The sequence below is a fragment of the Streptomyces decoyicus genome (assembly GCF_019880305.1).
GTDB lineage: Bacteria > Actinomycetota > Actinomycetes > Streptomycetales > Streptomycetaceae > Streptomyces > Streptomyces decoyicus.
This window is the reverse complement of sequence record NZ_CP082301.1, coordinates 3,440,160-3,456,791: the sequence shown is the minus strand read 5'-3', so window position 1 is coordinate 3,456,791 and position 16,632 is coordinate 3,440,160. Positions and strand designations below refer to the sequence as shown.

Here is a 16,632-nt window from a genome sequence, read left to right as displayed (position 1 = left end):
TCAGCGGTGGGTGGGGACGGGCGGGCAGGGGACACCGGCGGGCCTTTCCGGATCGCCGAAGAGGTAGGAGGCGACCTTGGCCATGTGTGAGGCGGAGATCGCGGCGCTGCCGGTGCGGTAGGCGAAACGGACGTGCGCGGCGTCGTCCTGCGGCGCAGCGACCAGCAGCGGCGGCAGCAGCGGATGCGGGTAGTGGGCGAGCAGCCGCTCGCACTCCTGGAGGTGGTCCAGTCCCCGGCTGCGGAGTGCGGCCGGCAGCCAGTCCAGGCGGGGGATGCGGAACTCGACCAGCTCCCCGTCGTCCGTGCTGACCCCCGCGAGGTCCGGGCCCCAGGCCGCACCGGCGCACTCCTCGGGGAGCAGCGGGACGACGGGCGGCTCACCGTCCAGGACGACGAGGAGGGGGCGGCCCTCGCCGAGATGGGCGTGCAGCGCCCGGACGTCGGCCGGCTCCGGCCACAGGGCGCGGACCCGCCACTGCTCGCCCTCGCCCCGGTGGAGGATCAGCCGGTCCTTTCCCTCGAAGACGACCATGATGTCGTCGCAGTGCAGCACCGGGTCACAGGTCAACGTCCGCATTCGCGCTCCTCATGGTGATCAGTCAGGGCTTCCCGGAGTTCGTTCAGCCAGTTGATGACATCGCGCATGACGTAGTGGTCGCGGTCCGGCCGCAGGGCGGAGAGCAGGAAGGACCGGCGGCCCTCCGCGGCCGGACCCAGGACCGTGAGGCCGGGCTCGGCCGAGCCGTCGGCCCCTACCGGATGGAACCCGGCGGTCAGGTCGAGACCTCCCGGCTCGAAGGACGTGCCGTCGGCGGACTCGTTGCGCCACAGCCGTACCAGCCCGCGCTCCATGAGCCGGCGGAACAGCGGTGCCGAGTCCAGCCGTGGATCGAAGGGATGGATCCGGGCGTCCACCAGGGTGTCCACCAGGTGCACCGCGCCCGTCGCCGGTCCCGTGACGCGGAACCTCCCCTCGGTGTCGTCCGTTTCCACGGTCGCCCCCGGGCCTGTCGTCAGATCGAGCAGCCCGTGCCGGGCGAGCGCCTCGATCCGGGTCATCACCTCGACGGCGGCCCCGTTCGCCAGCCGGTTGTGATGCCGGGTGTGCCGGGCGAGGAAGGCGCGGTGCGACGACGCGGTCAGCCCGGCGTCGTCGACCGCGTAGGACAGGACGGACCGCAGATCGCGCCAGACGCCGTCGGCCGCCGCCTTGTGGGGGTTGTCGGTGTTGCCCTGCCGCGCCCAGACGCGGTCGGTGGCCATGGCCCGGAGCAGGGCCGCCCGGTACTGGCCGGGCGTGGCATACGCGGACCGCGGGACCGGAGCGACGGTGCGGTGCCAGCTGAAGCGGTTTCCGGTCGGGCTCTCGTCGAGCCGCCAGGGGGAGCGCCAGGCCGCGGCGCCGCGCTGGAGGGCGGCCGGGTCGTTCCCGGCTTCCCGCAGCCGTTCCCGGGCGTCGTCGCCGAAGACGACGCCCGTCCAGTGGGCGAGGGTCGCCTCGACCGGCCACTCCCGCACCCGGGCGCCGGCCGTGGCCGGTGCCTCTTTTCCGGCCAGGACCCGCTCCAGCACGGCGCCGATCTCGTCCACCGCGGCCCGCAGCGGGCCCAGCAGCCGTTCGGGGTCGTCCGGCGGACCCGCCGCGGTACCGGCGCCGTCGAGGAAGGCACGCCAGACCGCGGCGGAACGCTCTGCCAGGAAGCGCGCGGCGGGCCGGAACAGCGTGGCGTAGTGCAGCTGGGCCATCTCCAGGACGACCAGCGGCAGCACCTCGCGGTCGAAGTCGAGCTGGGCGGGTGCCGGCCCGGCGGGGGCCGTCCCGGCGGGCGCCGTCCCCACGCGCGCGCGGAGCCGGTCGACGGCCTCGCGGGTGAAGAAGACGCCCTGGTGCTCCCGTATGCCGGCGCCGGGCTCGCCGCCTTCTTCGCCGCCCTGATCCTTCGCGTGGTGCGGACGGGCGAAGGTGAACATCCCGGCGTCGCTGAAGGCCACGATGGACGACGGCTCCCGGCCGCTGGGGACATAGCGCAGCCCGTGCCGGGCGTCGGGGACGAAGCTGCCGCCCCGCCCCTCGGTGAGGTGCAGGACGACATCGATCGCCGTCAGCCCCATCCCCGCACAGCCCACGACCGTGCCGGGCCCGGTGACCGCGGGGGAGAGCGCGGTGGCGAGGGGGTAGGCGGACGGGAGGTACGTGGAGCGGGTGCGCCGGGCGAACGCGGCGCGCCGGCGGCCGGCCGGGGACCGCTCGGGGTCGTGCGGCCCGTGCCCGGTGACGAGCAGGACGTGGTCGGCGCGGTGGCGCTCCCCGGCCGCCGTACGGAGCTCGAAGCCCGCGTCCTGCCGGGCCACGTCCACCACCTCGTCGGGGCAGAGGTGCACCGGCACGCCGTGGGACCGCAGTTCGCGTACGTAGGCCGTGAAGCTGTCCTGGAGGGCGAGCCCGTGGACGTAGCGCTTCGGCCAGTCCTCGGGGCCGAGGTCGAAGTCCGGCTCACCGGTCTCGGCGAACCGCCGCCGGCACCACTCGTGCAGCGTGGGGCGGCCGTCCCGCGGCCGCAGCGGGCCGGCGCCGGGCATCGACTCGTCCGCGGCGAAGCTCACCTGGCCGGCGATCCGGTTGAGGAAGCTGGTGGCGGGCTGGGTGGGGCTGTGGGCCTGGCCGGCGCCGAACTCCCCGGTCCGCTCGTAGACCCGCACCTCCAGGCGGCCTGCCCGGCCCGGCCCCGCGGCGTCCGCCGAGAGGCGCTCCAGGACGTAGGTGGCGCGGGGGCCGCCCCCGACGACCGCCAGACGGAACGGCGCACGCCGCGGGGTGGGTGCGGGGCGGCCGTTCATCGGACCGCTCCCGTGGCGCCCGCGGACGGTGCCGCCGTGAGCCGGGGCAGCAGACCGGCGAGCGTGGCGAGGAAGCGCTCGATGTCGTCCTCGGTCAGCTGTCCCATCGTGGACAGCCGGAAGAAGCCCTGGGCCAGCTGCTCCTGGGCGGCGTAGATGACGAACCCCTCGGCCCTGAGCGCGGAGTGCAGGGCGTCGAAGCCGACCCCGCCGGGAAGGCGGACGGCGGTCAGCCCCACGGCCCGTTGCCCCTCGGGCAGCAGCAGTCGCAGGCCGAGCCGCACCAGGCCCTCGCGCAGCCGGCCGGCCAGGGCGTCGTAGCGGGCCCGCCGTCCCGCCACGCCTTCCGCCAGTGCCAGGTCGAGGGCGATGTCGAAGGCGTGGAAGGCCGGTACGGCCGGTGTGAACGCCGGTGCCCCGGCTTTCTCCTGGGCCGTGAAGTGCCGGTGGAGGTCGAGGTAGTGGGTGCGGCGGGGCCCGGTGGCCAGCGCGACGAAGGCGTCCCTGCGCGCGCACACGAAGGACAGGCCGGGCGCGCCCTCCAGGCACTTGTTGGCCGATCCCGCGAGCCAGTCGATCCCGTCCCGCTCCAGCGAGAGCGGCTCACAGCCGATGCTGCTGACCGCGTCCGCCACGACCTCCCGGCCGTGGCGGTGTGCGAGCGCCGCGACGGCCGCGACGTCATTGAGCATCCCGGTGCTGGTCTCGTGATGCACCACGCCCACGTGGGTGAGACGGGGATCGTCCCGCAGCGCGCGCTCCACCGCGCCGAGGCCGAGCGGGGTGCCCCAGCCCGACTCCAGCCGCCGGGACCGGATGCCATACGGCGTGGCGATCTCGTGCAGCCGGTGCCCGTAATGGCCGTTGTCCAGGACCAGCAGGCCGCCGTGCGCGGGGACCGCCGAGACGATCGCGGCCTCCACCGCGGAGGTCCCCGAACCGGTCAGGACCACGGCGGTATGGTCCGCGCCGCCGCCCGCGATCCGGGTGACCTTGGACCGTACGCGGGTCATCAGCGTGGCGAAGTCCCGCTCGCGATGGCACATGTCGGGCCCCGAGAGCGCGGACCTGACACGGTCGTCGGTGACGACCGGGCCCGGGTTCATCAGCACCAGCCGCTGCGGCTGCTCGTCGGTGGTCACGGGGCGATCGCCTCCTGGAAGCGGGCGGCGGACACGGGGGGACCCACCGCGGGACGGCCCAGCCGCGGATCGGAGCCGGGCGCGATACGGACCCTGATCAGCCGGGGTCCCGCGGCGCCCGGCCGGGCATCGGCGAGGGCGGCGCGCAGCCCCGCGGCGTCGTCCACGTCGGCCGTCGAGCGGTAGCCGCAGGCCGCGGCGACGGCGGCGAAGTCGGTGGCGGCGGACCCGGTCGGCTGGGTACCGGTCGAGTCGTAGGCCTCGTTGTCGAGCAGCACATGCACCAGACCGGCCGGACCGGCCCGGCCGATGGTGGCCAGCGCCTCCATCCGCATCAGCGCCGCACCGTCGCCGTCCAGCACCACGACCTGCCGGGCCGCCGCGTGCAGGGCGACCCCGAGGGCCACGCTGGAGGCGCAGCCCATCGAGCCGACGACGTACAGGTTCTCCGGACGGTCCCAGTCGCGCTCCAGCTCGCGGGCCGTCTTGCCAGTGGTGGCGATCACCGGTGTGCGGGCGTCGACGGCGTGCATCACCTCCGCGATCGCCTCGGTGCGGAGCATCCGCTCCGGCCGCGGCGCGGGCCGGGCGTCGGGCCCCTCGTACGGCGCCACGAGGCCCTTGGGCACCACGAACGCGTACGGCAGCCGGGTGCTGCGCATATGGTCCACGGCGACTCCGAGCCGTTCCGCGAGGGCGGCCTGCTCTGCGGGCAGCACCTCATGGCGGATCTCCATCGAGGTGAGCAGACCGGGCGTGATCCGTCCCATCAGCTCGTGCTGCGGCTCGTCGGGGGAGCCGGGGCGGCCGCGCCAGGTGATCAGCAGCAGGACGGGGATCCGCAGGGTGTGGCACAGCGAGGTGAGCGGGTTGACCGCGTTGCCCAGGCCGGAGTTCTGGAGGATGACGACGGGCAGCCGGCCGGCCAGCCGGGCGCCGGCGGCGATGGCCACTGCCTCGCCCTCGTTGGCGGTGGTGAGGTAGTCCGCCGGGTGTTCCTGCTGGAGAGCGCTGATCACCGGTCCGAGGAACGAGCAGGGCACGCCGCTGAAGGGGCCCAGGCCCGCCTCGCGGAACGTGCGGACGACCACGGCCGGATCGAGTGTGCGGGGTACGGCGGGCGCGGCGGTCACGGGGCGTCCCCTCCGGTCAGCACCGGTACCGGGCGTGCGTGCTCCGCCGGCTCGTCGGCGCGCTCGGGGGCGGGGGCCGGGGGCGCCTCCGGCGCGGCGCCGCGGACGAACCGCTTCTCGTTCTCCTTGAACTCGTCCATGCCCTGGAGGTCGAAGACGGTCTTCAGCGGGGCGATGTGGTCCTCGATCGCGGTGGTACGGCCGTCCTTGAGGATCGTCTCGAAGGTCTGGCTGACGGCCTGGATCCCGGCCCGCAGCCCGTGGTTGGCGTAGACGACCATCTTGGCGCCGGCCGCGCCCAGTTCACCGGCCGAGATCGTGTGGTACGTGGTGGGCACCACGACCACCGGCTGGGGGAGGTGCCACCGCTGGAGGAAGTCCAGCACCGGCTGCGGGGAGCCGGACTTGGCGTGGATGAGGACCGCGTCGGCGCCGGCCGCGGCGTAGGCCTCGCCCCGGCGGAGCGCCTCGTCCAGGTCCCAGCCGGCGATCAGGGCCTCGATCCGGGCGATCACCATGAAGTCGGGGTCGCGCTGGGCGTCCTTGGCGGCTTCGATCCGGCCGCAGAACTCCGGTACGGACGCCAGCTCCTGACGGCCCGGTATGAAGCTGTTGACCTTGGGGAAGCGCTTGTCCTCGATGGTGACGGCGGCGATACCGGCGGCTTCGTAGCGTCGGACCATGTGCATGACATTGTTGGCGTTGCCGTACCCGGCGTCGCAGTCGGCGACCACGGGCACGCCGACCGCGGACGCCATCGACCCGGCGACGCCCAGGAGTTCGGTCATGGTCAGGATGTCCGCGTCGGGCAGGCCCTGGGACGCCGAGATCTCCAGGCCGCTCGACCAGATGCCGTCGAACCCCGCGCGCTCCGCCAGGCGGGCGCCCAGCGGGTTGTGGGCGCCGGCGATGCGCACGGTGCCGGGGGCGTCGAAAAGGGCGCGCAGTTGTGCCGCGCCATGACGCGGGGCGGGCCGGGCCGAGGGCTCGCGGTGTGTGCTGTGGAGGTGGTCCACGGAATTCCCCTCTGCTCAGCTCTGTGCGTGTGCCGGAAGTGCCGGCGAAGTGTCCTGCTGCTTTTCGGATTCCGGGCGCCAGCCCGGCCGGCCGAAGAGATAACCCATGCGGTGCCGCCAGGTGCCGGCGCCGCGTACCTCCCGGGCCATGGTGGCGAATTCATGCACCTGGATCTTCCAGATGCTGTAGGTGTTGATCTGCTTCGTCAGCCCGTAGGTGGGGCGTCGGCCCTCCGGCTGGAAGGTGCCGAACATCCGGTCCCAGATGATGAGAATGCTGCCGAAGTTCTTGTCGAGATACTCCGGTTCGGTGCCGTGGTGGACACGGTGGTGCGACGGCGTCACAAAGATGAATTCCAGCGGGCGCGGCAGCTTTCCGACCTTTTCGGTGTGGGCGAACAGACCGTAGATCAGGTGGAAGGAGTGCATGGTGAAGACCAGTACCGGCGGCACACCCAGCAGCGGCAGCGGCAGCCAGACCAGCTTTTCGAACCACTGCGCCCACTTGCGCCGCAGCGCGGTCGAGGTATTGAAGTACTCGCTGGAGTGGTGGACTTGGTGACCGGCCCAGATGATGCGGATCATATGGGCCGAACGGTGATACCAGTACAGCAGGAATTCGACGCCGAAGAAGAGCACCACCCAGGTCCACCTGGCGTCGGCCGGCAGATGGAACGGGGCGAGGTACGTATAGACCACCGCGTAGAGCCCGAGCGCGGCGGCGCGCAGCAGGGTGGACACCACCAGCGCGCCCAGCCCGGTCAGCACGCTGGCCCGGGTGTCGCGGGCGAAGCCCTTGGCGTCCTGGTCGTCGCCGAAGCGCAGGGCCAGCATTTCGATGGCGACCAGCAGGCCGACGGCGGGGAGGGCGAAGACGATCGGATCTCTGAGACGGTCGAGGATCTGTGACAGCACGTATTTCTCCAGGAACCCTTATTCGCTGACGGTGGCGAGTGCCTTCGCCTTGGTGGCGTACATGTCGACGTACTCCTGACCGGAGAGCACCGCGATCTCGTGCATGACCTGGTCGGCCACCTGACGGCGCAGACGTGCCTCGCCGGACCGCCCCTGGTGCTCCGAGAAATCCATGGGGGCGCCGAAGCGCAGCCGGAACCGGTAAGGGCGGAACATCAGCGTCCCGGGCGGCTGGACCTTTTCGGTGCCGATCAGCCCGCACGGAATCACCGGCGCCCCGGTGAGCAGCGCCAGATAGCCGACTCCGGTGCGGCCGCGGTAGAGGCGGCCGTCATGGGTGCGGGTGCCTTCCGGATGAATACCGAAGATCTTCCCCTCGCCCAGTACGCGCTCGGCGAGCTGGAGCGCGGCCACGCCGCCGCGACCGCCGTCGCGCTCGACCGGAACCAGCCCGATGGCCCGGAAGAAGCAGGCGGCGAGCCGGCCTTTGACGCCTTTCCCGGTGAGCCGCTCGGCCTTCCCGATGAAGACGACGGGACGCTTGACGGCCAGCGCGATGAAGACATGGTCGGAGAACGACAGGTGATTCGCCGCGATGATGCAGGGGCCTGTGGTGGGAATGTTGTCGGTGCCGTCGATATGCGGCCGGAAGACGATCCGCATCAGCGTCGCAAGGACGACTCTGAGCGCTCTGAAAAACACCGTCCGCCTCCAATCTGCAAAGGAACGTGCGGGGTTGCCGACGCCGGTACGCGGTGGGTACCGGGAAAGGTTCTGGGGGAGGGGATGCTCGGTTGCGGTCCGGGGCGCGTTCCCGGGCGACGTCTCGTGCGGAATTCCCGCCCGGGGCCGGCGCCTCAGTGCACGATCGTGCGACCGCCTTCGAGGACGAGGGTGGCGCCGGTGAGGTAGCGCATCCCGTCGTCGGCCAGCGCCACCACGGCCCGGCCGATGTCCTGCTCGGCGTCCCCGAGCCGGCCGAGCGGAATCTCCGACAGCACCTCGGCGTGCTTCTCGGGGTGCGCCTCGAAGTACGCGGCCGCGCCGGGGCTGAGCGAGACCGGGCAGATCGCGTTGACCCGGATGCCGTACGGGCCCCACTCCCGGGCGGCGACCCGGGTGAGCCCGCGGATCGCCTCCTTCGCCATCGCGTAGGAGGCGAAGCCCTCCTGGCCGATGAGCGCCGCCGAGGAGGCGAGGTTGACGATGCTGCCGCCGCGCCGCTTCAAGTACGGCAGGGCCGCCCGCATCGCGTGGAAGGTGCCCAACGGGCCGCTGCGGTAGGAGAGTTCGAGGTCCTCGTAGCTGGTTTCCGCCAGCGGCCGCTGGACGACCGACTGGGCGTTGTTGACGAGGATGTCCAGCCCCCCGAAGGTCCGGGCGGTCTCCTCGACCATGCGGTCGACATCGTCGCGCTGCCCCACGTCGCCGACGACGGCGTGCCCGGCGGTCCCGCGCTCCTCGATCTCGGCGACCACGGCCCGCAGCGTTTTCTCGGTGCGCCCCGTGACGACGACGTCGGCGCCGTCGGCGGCCAGCGCCAGGGCGATGCCCCGGCCGATGCCCTGGCCGCCGCCGGTGACCAGAGCCGTCGTCCCGGCCAGACGCTGGTGGGAAGTCATGGAGTGGTGTGCCCTTTCGCGTGCGGTACGGGGGCGTCGTCGCCCCAGAAGGTCTGCCAGGTGGGGAAGGAGTGCGGGAGGGCGGGGCGTCCCGCGGGCGGCCAGTCAGCAAAGCCGACGGCCTGCGGGCGGTCCGTCACATCGGCGGCGTACCAGTGCCGTTCACGGCGCCGGGTGAAGAGCCATTCACCGTCCACGCACGCGTAGTCGTCGAAGTAGCAGATCGCCATGACGATCCAGCGGTCGTCCACCTCGTGCTCGGCGCGGCAGTAGACCGTCCCGGTCGCCCGCTGCGCCCCCTGCCACTCGATGCGGTGGCCGGTGATGTGGTGCACCGACCGGTGGAAGGTGCGCAGCATCGGTGCGATGTGGCCGCGCAGCACCTCGCGGCCGCGGCCGGCCCGCCCCATGTCCACGTCGGGGTGGAAGCACCCCACCCATGCGTCCAGGTCGCGTGCGTCGACGGCGAGCGCGTAGCGGAACGCGAGCTGCTGGATCGCCAGGTGCGCTTCCACCCGTGCCAGACGCCGCTCGGTCTCCGGGCCGGTCACTGCGTCCACCCTCCCACCACCACCCTCAAAGGACTATATTAGTTAACTAATATAGCGGGTTAGGTACCTGAAGGTAAGGGAGAGCCATGCCCGACAGAGAGTTCTTCGATCCGGAGGCAGAGACCCTGCCCAGGGAGCGGCTGCTGGCCCGGCAGGAAGCGCGCATCCTCGAACTCGTCCCGTACGTCTTCGAACGCTCCGCGTTCTACCGGGAGTTGTGGAGCGGACACGGTGTCCACCCGCGCGATGTCCGCTCGTTGGAGGACTTCCGCCGGCGCATCCCGACGATCACCAAGGACATGGTCCGCGCGTACCAGGACCGCACCGGCGACCCCTTCGGCGGGCTGCTCTGCACGGACGTCTCGGAGCTGACCTCGGTCTCCTCCAGCTCCGGCACCACCGGCCGGCCGACGTTCTTCGCCGAACAGTGGGACCAGTGCCCGCCGCTGCCGGCCGCGATGCTGCGCGACCTGTGGGGGCTGGGGCTGCGGCCCGGCGACCGGGTGTTGAGCCAGCCCGGCACCATACGCAATCTGCTCGACTACGTCTTCCACGCGCTGGGCACCACCGTCGTCTGCGTTGAGTCGGGACCCGGGCAGATGGCCGGGGTCGTCGAGGCGGCCCGGCGCTACCGGCCCGCCTTCTTGCAGCTCACCTACGCCCAGGTCGTCGAGCTGACCCGGCTCGCGGACCGGCTCGATCTGCGCGAGGCGTTCTCCTCCCTGAAGGCCGCCGCCTTCGCCGGGGCGCCCATGAGCCGCCGGATGCGGGAGATGGTCCGACAGGACTGGGGCATCGAGCTGTTCGAGTACACCAGCGCCGCCGACACCGGGATGGCGTGGGAGTGCGACCGGCACGACGGCTTCCACCTGTGGGAGGACACCGTCTTCGCCGAGTGCCTCGAACCGCAGCGCCTCGCCGAGGTCCCCGAGGGGGAACTCGGCGAGCTGGTCGCCACCGACCTCGACAACCCCACGGCGCCGCTGATCCGCTACCGCAGCGACGACCTCGTCCGGCTGAGCCGGAAGCCGTGCGACTGCGGGCGCACCCACGGCCGGATGTGGCTGCGGGGCCGGTGCGGCGACGAGACCCTGGTCGGCGGGGTGCCGGTCATGCTGCGCGACATCGGACTCGCGGTCGAGGACCAGCCGGAGTGCGCCGGCGGGGTGTTCCAGATGGTCCGGCCGCAGCGTGAACTGAGCGCGCTCACGGTCCGGGTCGGCTATGAGACCGCCGGAGCCGGCGCGCCGCCCCCGGATCTGGCGGAGCGGCTGCGCACGGCGATTCGCGCGCGCACCGGGGTGACGCCGGTGCTGGAACTGCGTACGGAGCACGAGCTGCTGGCGGGTTCCAGCGGCGTGGGCAAGCTGACACGAGTGGTGAGGTCATGATGGTACGAACGGAATCCCTGGCACGCGCCAAGTCCCTGGGCCGGCCCGAAGTCGCCTACGTGGCCCGGTTCACCGCCGCCGACGGCGCCGGCGAGGAGTTCAAGGTCACCTGGTCCGACATCGCCCGGGACACCATGTGGCTGCAGAAGCGCTTCACGGCATGGGGGATGGGGCGGGGCAAGCAGGTCCTGCTCTCGACCTCGGGCCACGAGGGCGCCTGGTTCCTGCCGGTGATCAACGCGCTGAAGGCGATCGGCTGCACCTATGCGATAGCCGAGGCGATGGCCTGGGACTGGCGCCGGTCGCTGGTCTTCCACGAGGAGCTGGAGCTCTACGCGATGCTGGGGCTGTCCGGCGAGATCGTGGCGGAACAGACCAAGTGCCGCAAGGCGGCCGACCTCTTCGGCGACGTCCCGGTGCTCCTGGCGCGGCCCGCCGCCGTCCGGCAGCTGGCCGCAGGCGGGGTCGCCGCGGGCGTGCTGACGCCCATGGGTCCCGCGCTGGCCGTGCAGTGTCCCGAGTCCCCCGGGGCCCATATCGACTCGGTGCGGTGGTGGGTGGCGGAACGCCGGGGCCGGATCCACCTCTCCGCGCGCTCCGGCGGCGGGGGCCGTGGCGTGGCGGAGACCGGGCTGGGCATCGAGGGCGTGGTGCTGGGCGGACGGTGCGGCTGCGGCAGCGACGACCCCCGGGTGCTGCTGAGCTGACCGGGGCTGCCGCGCCCCGGTACGGGCCGGGGCGCGGCAGCGGCGGTCAGCGGGTGCCGTCCGGCACGAAGTACGGCAGGCTGATCTCGTCGCTGACGGGCCGGAAACTGACCCGGACCGGCATACCGATCCGCACCTGCTCGACGGGCACGTCGACGACATGGCTGAGCAGCGTGCCGCCGTCCTCCAGATCGACGGCGGCCAGGGCGAAGGGCACCTCGAAGCCCGGCCCGGGGGCACGGTGCACCACGGTCACCGTGTACACCGTGCCGCGGCCCGTGCTGGGCTCCCAGGTCCAGTCGTCCGACCAGCACACGGGGCAGACCGGTTCGGGAGCGAAGAAGCGGCGGCCGCAGGGGGAGCAGGCCGGGACGACCAGCCGGCCGTGCCGCGCGGCCGCCCAGAAGGGCCGGGTCAGCTCCGTCGGTACGGGAACGGGGCGGGCCATCAGCGGCTCCTTCCCAGCAGGCACATTTCGTAGTGCTGCGCGCCGGAGCCCGCGTTGGCGACCAGCGCCAGTCCGGCGCCCGGGATCTGGTGCACGGCGCTGCCGCGCAGCTGCCGTACGGCCTCCACGACCCGCAGGGTCATCTGCTGGGTGCCGTTCCAGGCGTAGGACAGACAGCCGCCGTCGGGGTTGACCGGATGCCTGCCGTCCGGGACGATCGCGCCGTCGGCCGCGAGCGGACCGCCCTCGCCCTCCTCGCACAGCCCCAGCACCTCCAGCTGCCGGATCACCTCGAAGGAGTTCGGGTCGTAGAGGGAGAAGACGTCGATGTCGTGTGCGGTGAGCCCGGCCCGTGCGTAGCAGCGGGCGGCGGACGCGGCGCCGATCCGCCCGACCTCACGGCCCAGCGCCGGGTTCACATACGCCGCATGGTGGTACTCCATCGATCCGGCGAGCACCGCGACCGGCAGCCGCGGGAGATCGCGGGCCCGCTCGGCCGTGGTGACCACGAAGGCGGCGCCGCCCTCGCCGACGATGCAGCAGTCCAGGAGGTGCAGCGGGCTGCAGATCATCCGCGAGGCCAGGACGTCCTCGGCGGTGTACGGGCCGCGGCCGTACATCATCGCTTCGGGGTTGGTGCTGCCGTTGTTCCGCAGGGTGGCCGCGACCTGCGCCAACTGCGCCTCGGTGGTGCCGAATTCATACATGTGGCGGGAGGCGACCAGGGCGAACTGGGCCACCACGTACGCGCCCCACACATCGGTGAACTCCAGCGGCCGGCCGGCCCCGACCGGTGCGCGGTCCGTGCCCCGGGAGACCAGCTTGCAGCCGCCCACCACGATGGTGTCGGCGTACCCGGCGCGCACCGCGGCGGCCGCCTTCAGCAGCCCGCGGACCCCGGCGTTGTCCATGAACGAGTCGCTCGTCCAGTGCAGCCGGCCGCCGAACAGCCGGGCCCAGGACGCACCGTCGTCCGGCGCACCCCCCGGCCCCGGCCAGTCCAGCTGCACACCGTCCACGTCCGCGGGACGCAGGCCCGCGTCGGCCACCGCCTCCCGCGCCGCCTCCAACGCCAGGTCCATCGCGCTGCGGTGGGGGAGAAACAGCGCCTGTTCGGTCGCGTGAATGCCCACGATCACGGGCTGCCGGTCACTCATCTCAGCGCCCGGGGCCGAGCGTCGCCGAGCCCGGGTAGCCGCCCCCGCCGTACTCCTTGTCGAGCGCGTCGTAGTCCCGTGCGCCCGACACGGTCCGGGGCAGCGCCGCGGCGAACGCCACCGACTTGGGCTTCTTGTACGAGGCGATCCGCGGCCGGCAGTGATCGATGATCTCCTGTTCGCTCACCCCGGCGTCCGGCTCCAGGACCACGATCGCCTTGACGTCCTGCGCCCAGCGGGTGTTCGGCACGCCGATGACGGCCGCCTCACGGACCGCGGGGTGCTGCTCGATGCAGTTCTCCACCTCGGCCGGGAAGATGTTCTCCGCCGCCGACTTGAGCATCCGCGTCGTGGTGCCGAGGAAGGTGATCGAGCCGTCCGGCTCGCGCCGGCCGAGATCGGTGGTGTGCCACCACCCGGAGCGGAAGCGGTGTGCGTTGACCTCGTCCCGGTTCCAGTAGCCCCGGTGGACGACGGTGCCGCGGGCACAGATCTCACCGGCCTCGCCCACCGCGCACTCCCGGCCCCCGGTGTCGAGAATGCGGACCGTCAGACCGGGGCCGGGCCGCCCCGCGTTGCCGGCGGCCGGTCCTCCGTACGCGGCCGTGACCGAGAAGCCGGACAGCTCCGTCTGGCCGTAGCCGCGCCCGGCCGCACCGCCGCTGCGGGTGAACCGGCTGGTGTCGGTCGTGGCCATGCCCTCCCACAGATGGGGCGCCACGGTCGCCCGCAGCCGGGAGAGGTCGTGCCCCGTACCGCGGTTGAGCCGGACGATCTCCGCGACCGTGGGCGGCATCAGGAACGCGTGGGTGCACTCCTCGGCGACGAGCAGGTCCCGCACCTCCTCGGCCACCACCCGCCGCACGATGACGTTCTTGCCGGCCATCAGCAGCGTCGGCATCCCCCAGAACTGGTAGTTGCCGATGTGGAACATGGGGCCGGAGTTGAGGAACGCCGTGGTGTGGTCGATATCGCCCAGCCAGGCCGCCGCGGTGGCCATCGCGATCAGATTGGTGTGGGAGAGCAGCGAACCGCACTGCCGCCCGCTCATCGCGGCGGTGTACAGGACCAGGACGGGGGAATCGGGATCGATGTCCAGGTCCGGGTCCGCGAGCCCGCCCGCGGCGAGAAAGGCCTCGTACCCGTCGGGGTCCTCCGGCGCGCTGTCATGGCGCAGCCACCGTGCGGTGTCGTCGGCCCCCAGCGCCTCCCGGGTCCGGGCGACGGTCTCGTGGATCTCCTGGTGCTGCCAGACCACGAGGTGCGGGTCGAAGTCGCGCAGGGCGAACTCCATTTCCGGCGGCGCCCAGCGCCAGTAGCCGACGCACACCATCGCGCCGAGCTTGCCGGCCGCGGCGATCAGTTCGTAGACCCGGAACGAGTTCTGTCCCAGCCACATGATCCGGTCGCCGCGGCCGATCCCCGAAGCCGCCAGGGAGCCGGCCAGCCGGTTGACCCGGTCGTCCAGCTCGGGCCAGGTGAGCCGGACAGGGCCGTCGACCAGGGCGGTACGCCCCGGATGCGACCGGCGGTGTTCGCGCAGGACGTCGCCGATGGTCGTGTGCTGCAAGGTGGCTCCTAGGCGGTCGGGGACCCGGTCAGACCGTGGCCGGCAGGGCGGGCACGGTGAACAGATCGGTGAAGTTGCGCCGCGTGATCAGGTCGCGGACCCCGGGGTCCACCCCGGCGAACAGCTCGGTCACCACTTCCTGGGTGCGCGGGAAGGTGCCCTCCAGGTGCGGGTAGTCGCTGCCCCACAGCACGTTGGTGTAGTTCATCGCCGTGACCGCGCCGATCGCCGTCTCGTCGTGCTGGAAGGACGCGTACACCTGGCGGCGCACCAGCTCGCCGGGGAGCATCGAGAGCTTGGGCCGTACGAACATGCCGTGCTGGCGGTAGGCCTCGTCCATCCGGTCGGCGAGGGCGGGCACCCAGGCGCAGCCCGCCTCGGCGATGAGGACGCGCAGCCCCGGATGGCGGTCGAGCGCTCCCGAGGCGACCAGCTGTGCCACGGCCCGCTGCGCGGGGAACAGGGTCTCCACGTAGTTGATGACCGCACCGCCGGGGCCCCGCGCGACCACGGTGTCGGCACCGGTGCCGATGTGGATGCTCACCGTCATGCCCGCCTCTTCGGCGGCGGCCCACAGGGGCTCCCACACGTCCATGTTGAACTCCCGGCCCGGCGGGGGAGTCGCGGCGAGGAAGACCGTCTGGTAGCCCAGGTCCGCGGCCCGCCGCAGTTCGGCGACCGCGTCGTCGGTGTCCAGCATGGACACCATCGCGGCGCCGACCAGCCGCGGCGACAGGGAGAGGAAGTCCGACTTCAGCCAGTCGTTGTAGACCTTGATGCACTCATGGGCCAGCACCGGGTCGGTCATCACGGCGGTCCACAGGCCCCGGGAGGGGAAGACCACCTCGCCCCAGATGCCCTGGTCGTCGAGGTCCTTGAGCCGGATGTGGTGGTCCAGCGCACCGGGCGGGCGCATGGCGTCGGCGAAGTCGAGCGGGTCGCGCCGCACGACCTGGCCGTCGACGTAGACCGTCTCGCGGCCGTTGTCGCGCACGCAGCGCGGCGCCCGGTCGCGCAGCGCCGCGGGCAGGGTGCGCTCCCAGAGGTCGTCGGGTTCCAGGACGTGGGAGTCGGCGGAGTTGAGCCAGAGCTTTTCCATGGGATTCTCCAGACGTGATCTGTTCGGTGGGCCCGGGACGGCGGGCGGATCGGGGCAGACGCGCGGTGTCCGGCGCGGCCGCCGGGCGGCGGGTGTCAGCGCACGGTCGCCGGGCGGCGGGTGTCAGCGCACGGTGAGACAGGTGTCGGCCAGGACGGGCGCGTCCGCGCGGTCGGCGGCGGTGGCCAGGGCGCGGATCTCCCCCGCGTCCTGCCAGGTGCGGACGCACACGGTCTCGCCCGGGTGGAGGACGCCGGCGAACCGGGTGCCGTACGCGGCGACGCGGGTGACCTCGCCGCCGAGGTGCGCGTCCACCACGGCCTTGAGGACCATGCCGTAGGTGCACAGGCCGTGCAGGATCGGCCGGTCGAAGCCCGCCGCCGCGGCCACCGCCGGATCCGCGTGCAGCGGGTTGAAGTCGCCGCACAGCCGGTAGAGCAGCGCCTGGTCCTCGCGGGTGGCCAGGTGCAGCACGCGGTCCGGTGCCCGGTCCGGGGCGGGCCGCCGCCGGTCAGGGCCGGGACCGCCGCCGAAGCCGCCCTCCCCGCGCAGATGGGCGTCCCCCTCGGCGGTCCACAACGGCCCGTCCGCGTCCGCGACGTCGGAGCGCAGCACCACCACCGCGGCCCGGCCCCGGTCCAGCACCTCCGTCACCCGGGTGGTCTGGACGGCCTTCCCGGGTACCGGCAGCGGACGGTGGAGCGTGAGGCGCTGCGCGCCGTGCAGCATCGCCGCGGGGTCCACGTCGATGCCGGGCAGGGCGAAGCCGCCGCCCGCGGCCTGCCCGCCGCCCGCCACGGTCGCGAAGGAGGGCAGCACCTGGAGCGCGCTCTCCAGCGTGTAGCGCAGCTCGCCGGGGTCGGTGGCGGGCCGTCCCGCGCCGATCGCCAGGTGGTAGAGGAGGACGTCGCGGTGGTCCCAGGTGAGGTCGGTGACGGTGGGCGGGGCCGCGAGGACGGCCGGGACATCGAGAGGCATGAGAAGGCCTTCTGCCGGTGGATGAGGACGGCCGGCGGTCGGTGCGCGCGGGGCCGGCGGGCG

The 16,632-nt window shown here is 72.7% G+C and carries 16 protein-coding genes; 2 read left to right on the top strand and 14 right to left on the bottom strand.

Annotation, left to right across the window (positions count from 1 at the left end):
* From K7C20_RS15050 to K7C20_RS15010, 9 genes are all read right to left on the bottom strand, one after another.
* Window positions 1–579, bottom strand: coding sequence for a hypothetical protein (locus K7C20_RS15050; RefSeq protein ID WP_053210058.1), 579 nt, complete (start codon window positions 577–579; stop codon window positions 1–3).
* A complete protein-coding gene (locus tag K7C20_RS15045; RefSeq protein ID WP_048829323.1) occupies window positions 567–2,840 on the bottom strand; it encodes an FAD/NAD(P)-binding protein in 2,274 nt (757 codons plus the stop codon). The genes K7C20_RS15050 and K7C20_RS15045 overlap by 13 nt, the downstream gene beginning before the upstream one ends.
* Complete coding sequence (locus tag K7C20_RS15040) at window positions 2,837–3,982, bottom strand: pyridoxal-phosphate-dependent aminotransferase family protein (protein ID WP_245171658.1); 1,146 nt, start codon at window positions 3,980–3,982, stop codon at window positions 2,837–2,839. Before K7C20_RS15040 ends, K7C20_RS15045 begins: the two co-directional genes overlap by 4 nt.
* Window positions 3,979–5,115, bottom strand: coding sequence for a phosphonopyruvate decarboxylase (gene aepY, locus K7C20_RS15035; RefSeq protein WP_063781303.1), 1,137 nt, complete (start codon window positions 5,113–5,115; stop codon window positions 3,979–3,981). The genes K7C20_RS15040 and aepY overlap by 4 nt, the downstream gene beginning before the upstream one ends.
* Window positions 5,112–6,131: an isocitrate lyase/phosphoenolpyruvate mutase family protein gene (locus tag K7C20_RS15030; protein WP_063753924.1), complete on the bottom strand. Its 1,020-nt coding sequence runs from the start codon at window positions 6,129–6,131 to the stop codon at window positions 5,112–5,114. The genes aepY and K7C20_RS15030 overlap by 4 nt, the downstream gene beginning before the upstream one ends.
* A 15-nt stretch (window positions 6,132–6,146) precedes the next feature.
* On the bottom strand, window positions 6,147–7,046 hold the full coding sequence (locus K7C20_RS15025) for a sterol desaturase family protein (RefSeq protein ID WP_030080436.1): 900 nt from the start codon (window positions 7,044–7,046) through the stop codon (window positions 6,147–6,149).
* 18 nt (window positions 7,047–7,064) lie between these two features.
* On the bottom strand, window positions 7,065–7,709 hold the full coding sequence (locus K7C20_RS15020) for a lysophospholipid acyltransferase family protein (RefSeq protein ID WP_048829321.1): 645 nt from the start codon (window positions 7,707–7,709) through the stop codon (window positions 7,065–7,067).
* Between the two features lie 194 nt (window positions 7,710–7,903).
* The gene (locus K7C20_RS15015; protein WP_030080433.1) at window positions 7,904–8,668 is read right to left on the bottom strand and encodes an SDR family NAD(P)-dependent oxidoreductase; all 765 of its coding nucleotides are present in this window, start codon (window positions 8,666–8,668) and stop codon (window positions 7,904–7,906) included.
* Window positions 8,665–9,228, bottom strand: a complete 564-nt coding sequence (locus K7C20_RS15010; protein ID WP_245171655.1) for a nuclear transport factor 2 family protein — start codon at window positions 9,226–9,228, stop codon at window positions 8,665–8,667. The genes K7C20_RS15015 and K7C20_RS15010 overlap by 4 nt, the downstream gene beginning before the upstream one ends.
* 77 nt (window positions 9,229–9,305) lie before the next feature.
* On the opposite strand from K7C20_RS15010, the gene K7C20_RS15005 reads away from it, so the two are divergent.
* Window positions 9,306–10,610, top strand: a complete 1,305-nt coding sequence (locus tag K7C20_RS15005) for a phenylacetate--CoA ligase family protein (RefSeq protein ID WP_030080429.1) — start codon at window positions 9,306–9,308, stop codon at window positions 10,608–10,610.
* The gene (locus K7C20_RS15000) at window positions 10,607–11,317 is read left to right on the top strand and encodes a hypothetical protein (protein ID WP_048829320.1); all 711 of its coding nucleotides are present in this window, start codon (window positions 10,607–10,609) and stop codon (window positions 11,315–11,317) included. The genes K7C20_RS15005 and K7C20_RS15000 overlap by 4 nt, the downstream gene beginning before the upstream one ends.
* A gap of 46 nt (window positions 11,318–11,363) precedes the next feature.
* Here the strand turns inward: K7C20_RS15000 and K7C20_RS14995 are convergent, their stop codons facing one another.
* From K7C20_RS14995 to K7C20_RS14975, 5 genes are all read right to left on the bottom strand, one after another.
* Entirely contained in the window at window positions 11,364–11,765 is a 402-nt protein-coding gene (locus K7C20_RS14995; protein WP_030080425.1) for a Zn-ribbon domain-containing OB-fold protein, read from the bottom strand.
* On the bottom strand, window positions 11,765–12,922 hold the full coding sequence (locus K7C20_RS14990) for a thiolase family protein (RefSeq protein WP_030080423.1): 1,158 nt from the start codon (window positions 12,920–12,922) through the stop codon (window positions 11,765–11,767). The genes K7C20_RS14995 and K7C20_RS14990 overlap by 1 nt, the downstream gene beginning before the upstream one ends.
* A 1-nt stretch (window position 12,923) precedes the next feature.
* The gene (locus K7C20_RS14985) at window positions 12,924–14,492 is read right to left on the bottom strand and encodes an AMP-binding protein (RefSeq protein ID WP_053210057.1); all 1,569 of its coding nucleotides are present in this window, start codon (window positions 14,490–14,492) and stop codon (window positions 12,924–12,926) included.
* A 28-nt stretch (window positions 14,493–14,520) separates the two neighbouring features.
* The gene (locus K7C20_RS14980; RefSeq protein ID WP_030080421.1) at window positions 14,521–15,591 is read right to left on the bottom strand and encodes an amidohydrolase family protein; all 1,071 of its coding nucleotides are present in this window, start codon (window positions 15,589–15,591) and stop codon (window positions 14,521–14,523) included.
* A gap of 123 nt (window positions 15,592–15,714) precedes the next feature.
* Complete coding sequence (locus K7C20_RS14975; RefSeq protein ID WP_053210056.1) at window positions 15,715–16,569, bottom strand: MaoC/PaaZ C-terminal domain-containing protein; 855 nt, start codon at window positions 16,567–16,569, stop codon at window positions 15,715–15,717.
* Window positions 16,570–16,632 lie beyond the last annotated feature (63 nt).